The sequence below is a fragment of the Niveispirillum sp. genome (assembly GCF_052437035.1).
Classification (GTDB): domain Bacteria; phylum Pseudomonadota; class Alphaproteobacteria; order Azospirillales; family Azospirillaceae; genus Niveispirillum.
Genome location: NZ_JBQVOH010000023.1, coordinates 1 through 15,112 on the forward strand (window position 1 = coordinate 1; position 15,112 = coordinate 15,112).

Below are 15,112 nucleotides of genomic sequence, written 5' to 3' on the forward strand. Positions count from 1 at the left end.
GAAACCCGTAACCACAATCTCCTCAAGGGAGTCGGATGCGGGGGCCGGGGCGGTCTGTGCCGCCACTGGCAGGGCCGTCGTCATGGCGACACCCAGGGCCAGCAGCGAGGCTTCCAGCCGCCAGGACTTATGAGCGCTATTCTTGAGCATTTTCCATTTCCCTATGAAGGTTCCTTCAGACGACCCCTTGCCGGGGCCTTGTTCAGCATGTTCTTGCTGTCTTCTGCCCGGCCTGTTGGTAGGCACGGGGAATCATCCCACTGGCCCTGCGTCAGCGCGCGGATGGCCATTGGCGATAGGTGGCGACCGTGGGTGAACGGCGTGCATGTTCCGGATAAGCAGGTTGGCAGGGAGCATCACGGCAGATGCCGGTTGCCTTCGGGACGTTGGCGCGCAAGGGCCTGCTGATCATGTGTTCCTCTCCCTGGTTCATTTTATGCCAGCGTTGGCCCTCTTTGCCTGGGGCGTGCCAGTAGCTTTCTTTCAGTCGCTTATTTATACGATTAATAGACCAAGAGACATTGGTCAATTGAGATTCAACAAAATCTAAATATGTCGCAGATAATAGGGCAGATTGCCAATCTAATGCCAAATACTGAGATAAAATTTTCGGATAAATATTTCCGACTGGCGATCATTAATTGATGATCGCAGCATTCTCATTCGGGAGCTGGCCAAGCCGATTTGAAGAGGCCGAAGGGCGCGCTGATTGGCAGATAAAGTATGATTAATCGACATCCCACATTGTGCGATGTAATATCATATAATATGAGTTGTCAAGAGCAACATCAGGCGCCAGGACACCTGGGGCTTTGGGGGATCACATGGCGGCCAAGGGGAGGTTAGGGATGGCGCAGATGGCTTTGGCCCAAGGATTGGCCTTCTGCCTGCTGCTGCTCTGTGGTGCGGCCAATGCCACCAATCCTAATCCATGGGTGTCCAGCTACCCAATGGCGGAGGGCTTCGCCCTGTCGGTCAGGGGACAGCCCGTCCCCATCCGGCATGACATGCAGGACCATCCCGTCGTGGCCATTGCAGCCGCCGATCTGGCATCCGATCTGGGGATGGTGACGGGCGGAGATCCGATGCTGTTGGGCAGCGATGACCATGCGGGCAGCCGTCAGGAAGTCTGGATCGGGACGCTGGGCCGGTCACGCCTGATTGACGCCCTGGTGGCGGCGGGGCGGGTGCAGGTGGGGGACCTGGCGGGCGCCTGGGAAAGTTTTGTCATTACAAGCGTGACTGATCCCGCTCCTGGAGTAAAAAAAGCCCTGTTGATCATTGGCAGCGACCGGCGGGGTACAGCCTATGGCGCTTATGAACTGTCACGCGCCATTGGTGTTTCACCCTGGGTTTGGTGGGCCGATGTGGTACCTGCCCATCGGCCCGATCTTTACATCGCCGCCGGCATTCGGCGGTTCGGGCCGCCATCGGTGAAATACCGCGGCATATTCATCAATGATGAGGATTGGGGCCTGCATCCCTGGGCCGCCGGTACGTTTGACCCGGAACGCGGCGATATCGGGCCGAAGACCTATGAAAAGGTGTTCGGCCTGCTGCTGCGCCTGCGCGCCAATCTTCTCTGGCCCGCCATGCATCAGGTGACGCAGGCCTTCAATGCCGATCCGGCGAATGCGCGACTGGCCGACCGCTATGCCATCATCATGGGATCGTCACATGCCGAACCGATGCTGCGCAACAATGTCGGTGAATGGAAGGGGCCGGCGGTGGCCTATGATTATGCGAAGAACCCAGCCCTTGTTAGCGAGTATTGGCGTGACCGGCTACGGTCAAATGGTGGCTTTGAGAATGTCTACACGCTAGGTATGCGTGGCATCCATGACAGCGGCATTGTCGGGGTGGAGGGGGTGGAAGCGCAGCGAACCCTGTTGAACCGTATCATCGTCGATCAGCGCAGGCTGCTGGCCGAGAATGTCAGCCCGGAGGTGGAGCGGCTGCCCCAGGTCTTCACGCCGTACAAAGAAGTATTGGCCCTGTACAGGGCCGGTCTGAACCTGCCGGATGATGTCACTCTGGTCTGGCCCGATGATAATTTCGGCTATATCCGGCAGTTCCCCAACGCGGCGGAGCGGGCGCGGGCGGGGGGATCAGGGGTTTATTACCACCTCTCCTATCTGGGGGCGCCGCTGTCGCATTTGTGGCTGTCGACAGTTCCGCCATCGCTGATCGCATTGGAGATGGGCCGGGCCTACGATCTGGGTGCCCGCACGCTTTGGGTTGCCAATGTCGGCGATATCAAGCCGGCGGAAACCAATATCGACCTGTTCACCAGCATGGGCTGGGACATGGAGGGGTTCCGGCGGGCGGGAGGGGCACCGGGGTTCCTGCGCGACTGGTCAGCCCGGACATTTGGTGAGGCGTTAGGGGCGGATGTGGCGGACATTCTGACCCGTCATCACCGGCTGAATTTTGAGCGCAAGCCGGAGCATCTGCAATGGTGGCTGCCGGGGGAGCGGCCCCGCCGGTCGGACCTGACCCCGGCGCATGCATCGGAGCGGCTGGCAGCCTTTGATCAACTGGTGGCCGATCTGGACCGGGTGCAGCCGCGCGTACCGGCCCCGCTGAGCGATGCATTCTTCCAACTGGTGGAATATCCAGTGCGGGCAGCGGCACTGGCCAACCAGCGATATTTCAAGACAGAAGCCTATGAAACCCTGTTCAACGCCAAACCGGTCACGGCACGCAAGAACGGGGCAGAGGCGCGGGCGGCGGATGCAGCGCTGAAGGCCCTGACGGCCCGGTATAATGGAGAGATCGCGGGCGGCAAATGGCGCGGTATCATGGCGGAGGAGCCAGCGGACAGCCTGTGGCGCAAATACCGCCTGTCGCCCCCGGTCTTGCCCGCGGCGACCCTGACCTTGCCCGATCGCGCGGACGAGCCGGTACCGTCCGGAGCAGCACCGGAGGCGACGGAAATCGTGCGGCAGGCGGAGGCGTTCAGCCGGGCGGAGGCCGCCGCCGATGCCACCTGGACGCTGGTCCCCGATCTGGGCCGGGGCGAGGGGGCGATGGCGGTGGCTCCGGTGACAGCCCCGATGCGCGAACAAGGCGGGCCGGCGCTGTTCTATGAATTGTATCTGCCGCCCGGCAACTGGTCCCTGTCGCTTGATCTGATCCCGACCTTCCCCGTGGATGGTGGGGAGATGATGCGTCTGGGCCTGTCGGTAGACGGGGCGGCAGCGGTCACGGTGGAGGTGGTGCGGGTGACCGGGGATGACGGCTGGGTGCAGGGCGTTCTGGATGGGCGGGTGCGGCAGACGACGGGCGTGGTTCTGTCCGGCGGGCGGCACATGCTGCGCCTGGAAATGCGGGACGCCGGCCCCGTCATCGATGCCGTGATCTTGCGGCGAGTCGCGGCAGGCGATTGAACCCAGTCGTAATTATCTTTCCGAAATAGCGGTTACCGCCACGGGATGGCAGGGTGGCGGCATCGTCATGCCCGAAGATTGCGCGGGGGATGGACCCCGGGACAGGTTCGGTCCATTCTGCGCCCCTCCCCAGCGCCTTTCCAGATTTCGGAGAATAAGGGCAAATGAGTGCCAGCATCGAAATCCGTTCCGTCCCGCACCCCGCGCCGACGCCCGCCGATGTCCGGGCAAAGCTGATCGCCGATCCCGGCTTCGGCAAGATCTTCTCCGATCACATGGTCACGGTACGCTGGTCGTCGGAAAAGGGCTGGCATGATGCGCAGCTGCGCGCACGGGAGGCGTTTACGCTCGATCCCGCCGCCGCCGTCTTGCACTATGCCCAGGAAATCTTCGAGGGCATGAAGGCCTATCGCGGTGCCGATGGACAGGTACTGCTGTTCCGCCCGCTGGAAAACGCCCGCCGGTTCCAGCGTTCGGCAGAGCGCATGGCCATGCCCATCCTGCCGGAGGAGATTTTCCTGCAGGCGGTGGAGACGTTGGTCCGCGCTGATGTGGATTGGATCCCCGGTGGCGATGGCGCCAGCCTTTATCTTCGCCCCTTCATGTTCGCCGATGAAAGCTTCCTGGGCGTGAAGCCGGCGGGCAGCTACATCTTCTGTGTCATCGCCTGCCCGGTGGGTGCCTATTTCAAGGGTGGGGCCAAGCCCGTTTCCGTCTGGGCTTCGCAGGATTATACCCGCGCGGCGGCTGGTGGTACCGGTGCCGCCAAGTGCGGCGGCAATTATGCGGCCAGCCTGATCGCCCAGGCAGAGGCCATCCGCAATGGCTGCGATCAGGTCGTGTTCCTGGACGCCGCCGAAAAGCGCTGGGTCGAGGAACTGGGCGGCATGAATGTCTTCTTCGTGTTCGAGGATGGCAGCGTGCGCACGCCGGGCCTGACCGGCACCATCCTGCCCGGCATCACCCGCGACAGCATCATCACGCTGGCCCGATCGCAGGGCCTGAATGTGGTCGAAGGCCCGTACTCCTTCCAGCAGTGGCAGGAAGACGCGGCGTCGGGTGCCTTGCGTGAAGTGTTCGCCTGCGGCACCGCCGCCGTTGTCTCGGCCATCGGCACCGTGCGCCACAAAGGTGGCGAGTTCACCATTTCCGGCGCTGTCGAGGGGCCTGTCACCACCAAGCTGCGCGCGGGCCTGACGGCCATTCAGCGCGGCCAGGCCGATGACGCCCATGGCTGGCGCCACGTCGTCGCCCTCTGATCCGTTTTAACGGTTGGATTTCAAGCGCCGGGTCCCTTGGGTGGGGCCCGGCGTTTTTCTTTCGTAGGTCAGGGCTCGGCTTGCGCCTCGACCTGACCTACGACAACTGCCATTCAACGGTAGTTGTGGTGGTCCAGAAATTTGCCCGCCTTTCCCATCCGCCCTATCGTCCCCTGTATCGGACCGGGGAGGCGCCCCCCTGCCCGAAGAACCCCGGATCGCAGAGGGAGGAACCCCACGTGGGCAAGGTGAAGGCGGCGATCATCGGGTCGGGCAATATCGGCACCGACCTGATGATCAAAATGGTGAAATATCCCAAGGATATGGAACTGGCGGCGGTTGTGGGCATCGACGCCGCGTCCGAAGGGCTGGCCATGGCGCGCGAACGCGGCGTCGTGACGACACATGAAGGGCTGGCGGGGCTGAGGGCGCTGCCATTCTATCCGGAGATCGACATCGTGTTCGACGCCACCTCGGCCTATGCGCATAAGGTGCATGATGCGGCCCTGCGCGCCGATGGCAAGAGGGTGATCGACCTAACGCCCGCCGCCATCGGCCCCTTCGTGGTGCCGCCGGTCAACCTGGATGCGCATCTGGAACAGGGCAACGTGAATATGGTGACCTGCGGCGGGCAGGCGACCATTCCCATGGTGGCCGCCGTATCCAGCGTGGCCAAGGTGCATTATGCAGAGATCGTGGCATCGGTCGCGTCCAAATCCGCCGGCCCCGGCACCCGCGCCAATATCGATGAATTCACGCGCACAACGGCACGCGCCATTGAACAGGTGGGGGGTGCCACACGCGGCAAGGCCATCATCATCCTGAACCCCGCCGAACCGCCCATGATCATGCGCGATACGGTCTTCACCCTGTCGGAAGGGGCGGATGAGGAGACGATCCGGGCCGCCGTGCATGCAATGGTGGAGAAGGTACGCGCCTATGTGCCGGGATACAGGCTGAAGCAGGAAGTGCAGTTTGAGCGCTTCGGCGACAATAACCGCCTGAAGATCCCCGGCCAGGGCGAATTCACGGGCCTGAAGACCTCCATCTTCCTGGAAGTAGAAGGGGCCGGTGACTATCTGGCCACATATTCCGGCAATCTGGACATCATGACGGCGGCGGCCAAGGCGACGGGCGACATGCTGGCCCGCCTTATCGCAGCGCGGAGGAACGCGGCATGAGCGGCTTCAATCCCCAGACGGACAAGCTTTACATCCAGGACGTTACCCTGCGCGACGGCATGCACGCCATCCGGCACATGTACGGCCTGGACCATGTCAAGGCAATCGCCCAGGCGCTGGACTGCGCCGGCGTGGACGCCATCGAGGTGGCGCATGGCGATGGCCTGTCGGGCGCCAGCTTCAACTATGGCTTCGGCGCGCATACGGATTGGGAATGGCTGGAAGCGGTCGCGTCGGTTCTGACGCGGTCGGTCCTGACCACCCTGATCCTGCCGGGCGTGGGCACGGCGGATGAACTGCGTCGCGCCTATGATCTGGGCGTGCGGTCGGTGCGGGTCGCGACGCATTGCACAGAGGCGGATGTCTCAAGGCAGCATATAGGCATCGCGCGTGATCTGGGCATGGATGTCGCTGGCTTCCTGATGATGAGCCACATGATCGAGCCGGAACGGCTGGCGGGTCAGGCCAAGCTGATGGAAAGTTATGGTGCGCAGTGCGTCTATGTCACCGACAGTGGCGGCGCGCTGGACATGGACGGGGTGCGGGACCGGTTGCGCGCCTATGACAAGGTGCTGAAGCCGGAGACGCAGCGCGGCATCCACGCCCACCACAACCTGTCGCTGGGTGTGGCGAACTCCATCGTGGCGGCCCAGGAAGGGGCGGTGCGCATTGATGCCAGCCTGACGGGCATGGGCGCCGGAGCCGGCAATGCCCCGCTGGAAGTGTTCATCGCCGCTGCCGACCGCAAGGGCTGGAACCATGGCTGCGACGTCAATGCCCTGATGGACGCGGCGGAAGACCTTGTACGCCCCCTGCAGGACCGACCGGTGCGCGTGGACCGGGAGACTTTGGCGCTGGGTTATGCCGGGGTCTATTCCAGCTTCCTGCGCCATGCCGAAAAGGCCGCCAACGAATATGGCATCGACACCCGCGCCATCCTGGTGGAACTGGGCCGTCGCCGGATGGTGGGTGGTCAGGAGGACATGATCGTCGACGTGGCGCTGGACCTGCTGAAGCAACGGGCCTGATTGACGCTAATGGGACAGGTGGGTGTTGACAGCTCTTGCTGCCAATGCCCATCCTTGTCTTGTTTTAAGGCTTATGTAGGTTTTGCGTCATGCGCAGCGTCGGCTTCCTGGTGTTCGATGGATTCCAGGTCATGGGGCTGGCCGCCCTTTCGGTGTTCGAACTGGCCAACCTGCTGAGCGGGCAGGCGCATTACGACATCCATATGCTATCCGATACGGGCGCACGGGTGCGTAATTCGCTGGGTTTCGGGATTGAGACGGCGGCGGTGGGCGACGTGTTTCACGATACCACCATCACGACCGGGTCGCTGCTGGCCAAGCCCGCACCGCCGGCCCTGCTGGACTATCTGCACACGGCATCGACGCGGTCGCGCCGGGTGGCGGGCATCTGTACCGGCGCCTTCCTGCTGGCTGAGGCTCGCCTGCTGGACGGACGCCGGGCCACCACGCACTGGGGCCATGCCAGGTCGCTGGCCACAAGGTTTCCCAAGGTGCGGGTGGAGGAGGATCGGATTTTCATCCAGGATGGCAATCTCTGGACCTCCGCCGGGATGAGTGCGGGCATCGACCTCGCTCTCGCCCTGCTGGAGGAGGATCTGGGCCGGGAGATGGCGCGATCGGTGGCGCGGGCCATGGTCGTCTATCTGCGCCGGCCCGGCGGGCAGTCGCAATTCTCCACCCTGCTGGAACTGGAGCCGAAATCCGACCGGGTGCGCCGCGCCCTGACCTATGCCAAGGAGAACCTGCGCAACGAATTGTCGGTGGAGGAACTGGCAGAGGTGGCCAGCCTGTCGCCCCGGCAGTTCAGCCGCGTGTTCCGGCAGGAGACGGGGCAATCGCCCGCAAAAGCCGTGGAACATCTGCGGCTGGAGGTGGCGCGGGCCATGATGGAGGAAGGCCGCCACCCGATGGAGGTGATCGCCCGCGAAACCGGCTTTGCCGACCGCGAGCGCATGCGCCGCGCCTTCCTGCGCAGCTTCGGCCAGCCACCGCAGGTGATGCGACGGCTGGCCGATCATGAACGCCATGTGGGAACGGCGTGAGGTTACGCTACGCCGAACCGGGCCGCCGGCTTGTTGCGGGACGCATTGCCAGCGATCTTCATCCGCGCAGCCTCCAACGCCTGCCAGTCGGCGGGATCGGGCAGTGAGGGGATGGTCACCAACTCACCCTGATCCAGGCCGGAAAGGGCGGCGTCCACCAGATCGCCCACCTCCATCACCATGTCCTGCGGCAGGACGGACGGGTCGATGCCGGCACGTTCGAAAATCTCCGTCCTGGTGTAGCCGGGCAGGACCGCCTGGAAGGTCACGCCCTTGCCCGCGGTTTCGGCAGCCAGGGCCTGTGTCAGGGCCAGGACGAATGCCTTGGTCGCGACATAGGGGCCGTTGAACCGTTCCGGCAGCATGGCGACGGCGGACGCGATATTGATGATGGTGCCGCCCCCCTTTGCCGCGAAGACATGGGCGGCGGTCAGGGTCAGGCGCTGTACCGCCGCCACATTCAGGGCCAGCATGGCGTCATAGGCGGTGGGCGCACTGGACAATGCCGGACCGTTGGGGCCCAGGCCGGCATTATTGACGATCAGGGTGATGGCCCCATCGCTGACCAACCGGTTGGCGACGATATCCTGGCCGGCAGCGCTGCCCAGATCGGCGGGCAGGACATCGACCGTGCGGCTCGTTTGCGTGCGCAGGCGCAGGGCCAGCGCTTCCAGCCGGGCGGCATCGCGCGCCACTAGGATCAGATCATAACCGCGGCGGGCCAGACGGTCGGCATAGGTGGCGCCGATGCCGGCGGATGCACCCGTAACCAGTGCCGTGCCCTTGGAATTCTGCGTGCTCATTTTCTTCTCCGATACGCCCCGTCAGGGGGTGATAGCAGAAGAATAGGCCCGATCCGTCATGTCTTGAATGACATAGAAACCGCAAATCAGGACATGGCATGCGTCCGTGGATGGTCAGGCGCGAAGATACGCCTCCACCAGCCCCGCATGCAGGCGGATGCCTGTCGGGATGATGGCGTCGTTGAAATCATAATGGGGATGGTGCAGCGGGCTGCCGCAGGCGCTTTGCCCATGTTCTGCCCCCTGGCCCAGCCAGAGATAGGCACCCTGGGTCGCCTGCAGCATGAAGGCGAAATCTTCCGAGGTGAAGGCCGGTTCCGGTGCCGTGAAGGCGTGGGGTGCTACCCTTGACGCCACATCCAGAGCGGCGGCCGCGGCATCGGCATCATTGATGGTGGCGGGGTAGTAGCGGTCATAGGTGACCTCCACCGTCACGCCGTGGGCAAGCGCCACACCCTCCACCACCTGGCGCAGGGCGGCCTCGATCCTGTCCTGGATGGCGGGGTCGAAGCTGCGCACGGTCCCGCCCAGGGTGACGGCGGCGGGGATCACGTTATGCGCGTGGCCACCGGCGATACGGGTGACGGACAGGACGGCGGTCGCCATGGGCGGGATGCGGCGGGCGATGATGGTATTGAGCTGCCCCACCATCTCGCTGGCCGCCAGGATGGCGTCGGGTGTGACATGAGGCATGGCGGCATGGCCGCCCTTGCCCTTCACCACAATCTCGAATTTGTCGGCGGCGGCCATGATCGGGCCGGGGCGGGTGGCGACATGGTGGGCCGGCAGATCGGGCCAGTTATGCAGGGCAAAGACCCGCTGACAGGGAAAACGGTCGAACAGCCCATCCTTCACCATCTCCCGCGCCCCGCCCAACCCTTCTTCCGCCGGTTGGAAGATGAAGTTGACGGTCCCGTCAAACTGACGGGTACGGGCCAGATGCCGGGCCGCACCCAGCAGCATGGTGGTATGCCCATCGTGGCCGCAGCCATGGAACACCCCGTCCCTGGTGCTGGCATGCGGCAGGCCGGTCGCTTCCTGGATCGGCAGCGCATCCATGTCGGCGCGCAGGCCGATGGTGCGATCCGACGATCCGGCGCGCAACACGCCGACAACGCCCGTGCCGCCGATACCTTCATGCACCTCCAGCCCGATATCCTTCAGGGCTGCGGCGACAAGGCCGGCGGTGCGGTGCTCCTGAAATCCCAGTTCGGGATTGGCATGGATGTCGCGGCGAAAAGCGATCAGACCGGGGAGGAGATCGGCGAGCGCGTCGGGCATGATTAAGTCTGATCCCCGAACAGGGTCTGGATGGGCAGATGGTGCTTGATGAAGGGGGACTTGATGACGACGTAGCTGAAATACTTCTCGATCCCGAAATCGCCCTCCAGCATGCCTTCGATGATGGTCTGGTAATGGGCGACGCCCTGGGTCACGAATTTCAGCAGATAGTCATATCCGCCGCTGACCAGATGGCATTCCACGATCTCGTCGATCTTGCGGATGCGCGTCTCGAACCGGGAAAAGTCACCCGACCGGTGTTCGGTTAGGGTGACCTGGGTGAAGACGGTGAGGAACTCCCCCAGCTTGGCCAGGTTGATATGGGCGCCGTACCCTGTGATATAGCCCGCCTTTTCCAGCCGTTTGACACGGGTCAGACAGGGGCTGGGCGACAGGCCGACAGCATCCGCCAGCTCGACATTGGTGATGCGGCCCGCCTGCTGCAACTGTGCCAGGATCTTCAGGTCGATCCGATCCAACTTGGGTCCCGGTATCATGTGTCGAGCGCCTTTTTCCTGAAGGTCCAAGACTAGGGGGTCAAGCCAGGGCCGCCCGGACATCCGGGGCTTCCAGCAGGTCATCCAGGGTTTTCCGAATACGCTGGAAAATCAATGCCATTTCGGCAGCGTTACAACACAGCGCCGGTGCCAGTCCAATGATGTTGTCACCGAAGGCGCGGAAAATCACGCCATTGGCATAGCCCTGCTTGAACAGCCGGTCCGGCAGCTTCAGCGATGCATCAAAGCGGGTCTTGGCCGTCTTGTCGGACACCAGTTCGATGGCGCCCAGCACGCCACGGCCCCGTACCTCCCCCACCAGCGGGTGATCGGCCAGGGACTCCAGTCCGGCGGCGAAATCGGCGCCGCGCGCCTGACCATTGGCCAGGATGCCGCCCTCAGTGTAAAGGCGGATCACCTCCAGCCCCACCGCCGCACTGACCGGATGGCCGGAATAGGTGAAGCCATGGCCCACCACGTCGGCCCCCTTCGCGGCACTGGCAATGCCCTGATAGACCTTCTCCGACATCAGCAGGGCGCCCATGGGGGAATAGCCGGCGGTCAGACCCTTGGCGACCGTCATCATGTCGGGTTCCACACCCTCATACTCACAGGCGAACATCGGCCCGGTTCGGCCAAAGCCGGTAATCACCTCGTCAGCCAGGAACAGGATGTCCAACTCGCGGCAAGCCTCCCGCATGGCCTTCAGCCAGCCCTTGGGCGGCACGATGACCCCGCCGGAACCTTGGATGGGTTCGCAGAAGAAGGCGGCAACATTGTCGGGGCCGCCCAGTTCCTCGACCTTGGCATGCAGCTGCGCCAGCGACCGGGCGATCACCGCCTCCGGCTCGCCCCCCACCTCGGACCGGTATGGATAGGGTGAGGGGATATGGTGCTGCCAGGGGCGTGGCAGGTCGAAAAGGCGGTGGAAATTGGCCAGCGCCGTCAGCCCGGCCCCCGTGGAGGAGGAGCCGTGATAGCCCCGCTCCAGCGCGATGCAATGCTTCTTCGTGGGCTTGCCCACAGCATTCCAGTAGTGGGTGATGTAGCGGACGGCAGAATCCACCGCGTCGGACCCGCCCAGCGTGAAATAGACACGGGTCAGGCTGGACGGTGCCAGCTCCACCAGCTTTTCCGCCAGCTTCACCGCCGGCTCGCTGCCGAAATGGAAATAGCCGGTGGCATAGGGCAGGCGGCGCATCTGCTCGGCGGCCACCTCGACAATGCTCTCCTGGCCATAGCCGACATTGACGCACCAAAGCCCCGCGAACGCGTCCAGCAACTCGTTCCCGTCCATATCCTTCAGCCACATGCCCTTGCCGCTTTCCAGCAGGGTGGCGCCCCGCGCCTCATGCCCGTGGAAAGAGGTGACGGGGTGGATCAGGTGATCGCGGTCGATATCGAGAAGGGAACGGTTGCGCTTCAGCATCGGCTTTGGCCTTGGAAGGAGGTCCTGAACCAAAGCCTAGGGGTGATGCGGCGGGGAAAGGCGCTGTTATCGCGGGCGGCACAGCAGGGCAGGCCGGCAAACAGGCGGCATGTGCAGCAGAATATGCTGTGGGTTGGACTGGTGGCCGTCTCCCGTCTGCCGGCAACGCGACCGATAGCCCGGGTTGACCATTTGGAAAAGTTGTATGATAACTTTTGGGCAACTGATCGCCGCATGAGGAATCCGACCTCCCGCGTGCTGTAGTTGCCATCGCTAGCAAAGATTAAAGGCGGGCAGACCCGCCACCCCTCACCACGATTATCTGGGCAGCAGCGGACAGCCCGGTCCCGGCCCGTCCCCATCATAAACAGCCCCGCCCGGCAGACAGGCCGAAATGGGGCGGCATGCAGGAGAGGACATGATGAGTGCTTTGCGAAGTCTCGCCCTCAGCCTGGGCATTGCCCTGACGGCAATATCCACAATCACCGTGATGGCGGCGGCGCAATCGCCCGGCGCCGTCCTGGAACCGGCGTTGCCCGCGCGTCAGGAGGTTCTGGCCATCGTGGCCCGGTCCGCCTCCGCTGAAGTGGCCCGGCTGAAGGATATCGAGGCCAACCCGTCCCCCACGCCGATGCGTGGGCGCTGGCCTGTCAATACCAACTGGATTTCCGCGACCTTCTTTGTCGGCGCCATGAAGCTGGTTGACGTGCAGCCGGTACCCGAAATTCTGGATTTCTCCCTGCGCACGGCCCGCCGCTTCAATTATGCCCATCAGGGTGACGGCGCGCCGGTGCATCTGATCAATGCCGATGACCAAGCCATTGGCGACCTTTACCAGGCCATCTATCTGCGCACCGGGTCGCCAGGCACGCTGCTGCCGCTGAAACAGCGGCTGGACTACACCCTGCCTTACCTGACCTTCACGCCGCAGCCTGAAAGGCTGGTCTGGTGGTGGTGTGACAGCCTGTTCATGGCGCCGCCCGTGCTGGCCCGCATGTCTGCGATCACCGGCGATCCCAAATATCTTTACGCCATGGATGTGCAATGGTGGCGCACACACGAAAAGCTGTATGACCGGGAACAGCATCTTTATGCCCGCGACGCCCGCTTCATTGACCGCCGCTCCGCCAATGGCAAGAAGATCTTCTGGGCGCGGGGCGAGGGCTGGGTTCTGGCCGGACTGTCCCGCGTTCTGGAGGTCATGCCGGCGGATTTCCCCTCCCGCCCGCGCTATGTCGCCCTGTTCCAGGAAATGGCGGCCCGCATCGCCTCCCTGCAACAGGATGACGGGCTGTGGCGCGCCAGCCTGCTTGATACGCAGGCCTTTCCGGAGCCTGAAACCTCGGGCACGGCCTTTTTCACCTACGCGCTAGCCTTTGGCATCAATCACGGGCTTCTGGACCGGTCCGCCTATCTGCCCACCGTGCTGAAAGGCTGGGCCGGGTTGAACCGCTATCTGTTGCCCAGCGGTATACTGGGGCAGGTGCAAAGCGCCGGAGATCAGCCGGTACCCACCAAACTGGAGACGACAGCCCTTTATGCCAGCGGCGGCTTCATCCTGGCGGGGCTGGAGGTGGCCGAACTGAGCCGGCCCGTGACCGCACTGCCCATCACCCTGCCAGCCCCGCCCGCGCTGGACTATCATGCCAGTGACATGGCCGACATCCCCGTGCCGCCCGATGCGACACCGGACGTACGCCGTGAACTGACGCGGCGCGCGGCGGAGCGTCAGGCGGTGCAGGATCTGGCCTTTGACCCCATGGTCCATGACCCGGACTACCGTTCCCCCATCGCCATGAAGTGGGTGGGTGGCAAGCCGGCCCCGCTGGTGCCGCCGACGGAGGCGGAGCGTGTGCCGCGCGCTACCGTCCGCTTCGCGCCCGACCGTTTCGACGACATCCTGTGGGAAAATGACCGCGTCGCCCACCGCCTCTATGGCCCCGCCCTGCAGAAGGTGGAGCCGCCATCCGGCTCCGGCATCGACGCCTGGGCCAAGCGGGTGCGCTGGCCCTTCATGGACCGGCAGCTGAAAACCGGCGCCTATCACAATGACCAGGGCGAGGGCCTGGATTATTATAACGTCAAGGGTACGCGGGGCGTCGGCGGCCTTGGCATCTGGGCGGAAGACAAGCTGTGGGTGTCCCGCAATTGGGCCAGCCACCGCATCCTGAAGAACGGTCCCGATATCGCCTCCTTCCAGGTTGATTATGCGCCCTGGCCGGTGGGCACGGACCGCAAGGTCTGGGAGACGCGTACCTTCACCCTACCACTTGGCACCAACTTCACCCGCCTTCAGTCCCTGATCCAGTCGGATCAGCCGGATGATCTGATCGTGGCCATCGGCCTTGGCAAGGGGGCGACCGTACCCGGTGCGGCCAGTTTGCTGGCGGACAAGGACAAAGGGCTTATCGCCCTGTGGGAACCGACCGATCCGGCCCATGGCGCCATGGGCACCGTGGTGCGTGTCGATCCCGCCATGGTGGTGGATATCGGGGCGGATGGCGAGAACCACCTGATCCGCATCCGGGTGAAGCCCGGAAAGCCCTTTGTCTACTATATCGGGTCCACCTGGGACCGCGGGCTTGATTTCAAAAGCCGTAGCGCCTGGGAAGCCTATGTCAGCGGTGAGAAACTGGACTTCACGGCCCGATAGGTCTGCACCTTCCATCCGCAACCCCAACCCGGCGCCATTCCTGAATGGATATGGCTCCGGGTGCCTTCCGTAAGGTATGCTCACGGCGCATGGATGGCTCGCATCGCATGCGTCTATCCTGTATCAAAAAATATGGAACGCCTTTGCAATATGTGGAATTATCGAAGTTGTCATACATACTGATCATACTAAAGATCGATCGAGTGGTTCTTGAACAGGATTTCTGTGCCACCTTTGTCGTGTGGCCGGAAATTCCCTGAATGCGTGTCGCCCCTCATCACCGCCTGATTGGTCAGGCAAGGGGCGGCATCCGGGTAATGCCGAACGGTGCGCACAGAAAAGTAAGAACGCGCCCGTTTGGTTTAAGCGTTCTCTTGGGGAGGATAGAAAGTGCACAAGGTTAAAATGTTGACGGCGCGACGCCTTGACGTGTCGCTGCTGGCGCTGGGTGTTGCCCTCATGGCGGCGATCCCCGCTTCCGCTCAAACCGATTCTGCGCCTGCCAGCGCTAGCAACGACTCCCTTGAGGAGATTGTGGTTACGGGTTTT

Annotated in this window: 10 protein-coding genes; 6 read left to right on the plus strand and 4 right to left on the minus strand. The window is 63.4% G+C overall.

The window, feature by feature from the left end; translation table 11 throughout:
• The first annotated feature begins 857 nt into the window (after positions 1–857).
• The 5 genes from ACT6Q8_RS25335 to ACT6Q8_RS25355 all read left to right on the plus strand — a co-directional run bounded on the left by ACT6Q8_RS25335 (position 858) and on the right by ACT6Q8_RS25355 (position 7,900).
• A complete protein-coding gene (locus ACT6Q8_RS25335; protein ID WP_444735285.1) occupies positions 858–3,389 on the plus strand; it encodes a glycosyl hydrolase 115 family protein in 2,532 nt (843 codons plus the stop codon).
• Positions 3,390–3,553: 164 nt separating this feature from the next.
• Positions 3,554–4,648 (plus strand): branched-chain amino acid aminotransferase, encoded by a 1,095-nt coding sequence (locus ACT6Q8_RS25340; protein ID WP_444735284.1) that lies wholly within the window; start codon positions 3,554–3,556, stop codon positions 4,646–4,648.
• Positions 4,649–4,887: 239 nt separating this feature from the next.
• Positions 4,888–5,829 carry an acetaldehyde dehydrogenase (acetylating) gene (locus ACT6Q8_RS25345; RefSeq protein ID WP_054165715.1) on the plus strand — a complete coding sequence of 314 codons (942 nt, stop codon included), beginning with the start codon at positions 4,888–4,890 and terminating at the stop codon, positions 5,827–5,829.
• Positions 5,826–6,857 (plus strand): 4-hydroxy-2-oxovalerate aldolase, encoded by a 1,032-nt coding sequence (gene dmpG / locus ACT6Q8_RS25350; protein ID WP_054165714.1) that lies wholly within the window; start codon positions 5,826–5,828, stop codon positions 6,855–6,857. Before ACT6Q8_RS25345 ends, dmpG begins: the two co-directional genes overlap by 4 nt.
• An 89-nt stretch (positions 6,858–6,946) precedes the next feature.
• On the plus strand, positions 6,947–7,900 hold the full coding sequence (locus ACT6Q8_RS25355) for a GlxA family transcriptional regulator (protein WP_444735283.1): 954 nt from the start codon (positions 6,947–6,949) through the stop codon (positions 7,898–7,900).
• Between the two features lie 2 nt (positions 7,901–7,902).
• Here ACT6Q8_RS25355 and ACT6Q8_RS25360 read toward each other — a convergent pair whose 3' ends face one another.
• The 4 genes from ACT6Q8_RS25360 to ACT6Q8_RS25375 all read right to left on the minus strand — a co-directional run bounded on the left by ACT6Q8_RS25360 (position 7,903) and on the right by ACT6Q8_RS25375 (position 11,910).
• The gene (locus ACT6Q8_RS25360) at positions 7,903–8,703 is read right to left on the minus strand and encodes an SDR family NAD(P)-dependent oxidoreductase (protein WP_444735282.1); all 801 of its coding nucleotides are present in this window, start codon (positions 8,701–8,703) and stop codon (positions 7,903–7,905) included.
• A gap of 114 nt (positions 8,704–8,817) precedes the next feature.
• Positions 8,818–9,984, minus strand: a complete 1,167-nt coding sequence (locus tag ACT6Q8_RS25365; RefSeq protein ID WP_444735281.1) for a M20 aminoacylase family protein — start codon at positions 9,982–9,984, stop codon at positions 8,818–8,820.
• A gap of 2 nt (positions 9,985–9,986) precedes the next feature.
• Positions 9,987–10,481: an Lrp/AsnC family transcriptional regulator gene (locus ACT6Q8_RS25370; protein WP_054165710.1), complete on the minus strand. Its 495-nt coding sequence runs from the start codon at positions 10,479–10,481 to the stop codon at positions 9,987–9,989.
• A 40-nt stretch (positions 10,482–10,521) separates the two neighbouring features.
• Positions 10,522–11,910 carry an aspartate aminotransferase family protein gene (locus ACT6Q8_RS25375; protein WP_444735280.1) on the minus strand — a complete coding sequence of 463 codons (1,389 nt, stop codon included), beginning with the start codon at positions 11,908–11,910 and terminating at the stop codon, positions 10,522–10,524.
• Between the two features lie 418 nt (positions 11,911–12,328).
• On the opposite strand from ACT6Q8_RS25375, the gene ACT6Q8_RS25380 reads away from it, so the two are divergent.
• Positions 12,329–14,563 carry a glycoside hydrolase family 88 protein gene (locus tag ACT6Q8_RS25380; RefSeq protein WP_444735279.1) on the plus strand — a complete coding sequence of 745 codons (2,235 nt, stop codon included), beginning with the start codon at positions 12,329–12,331 and terminating at the stop codon, positions 14,561–14,563.
• The last annotated feature ends 549 nt before the right edge of the window (positions 14,564–15,112 follow it).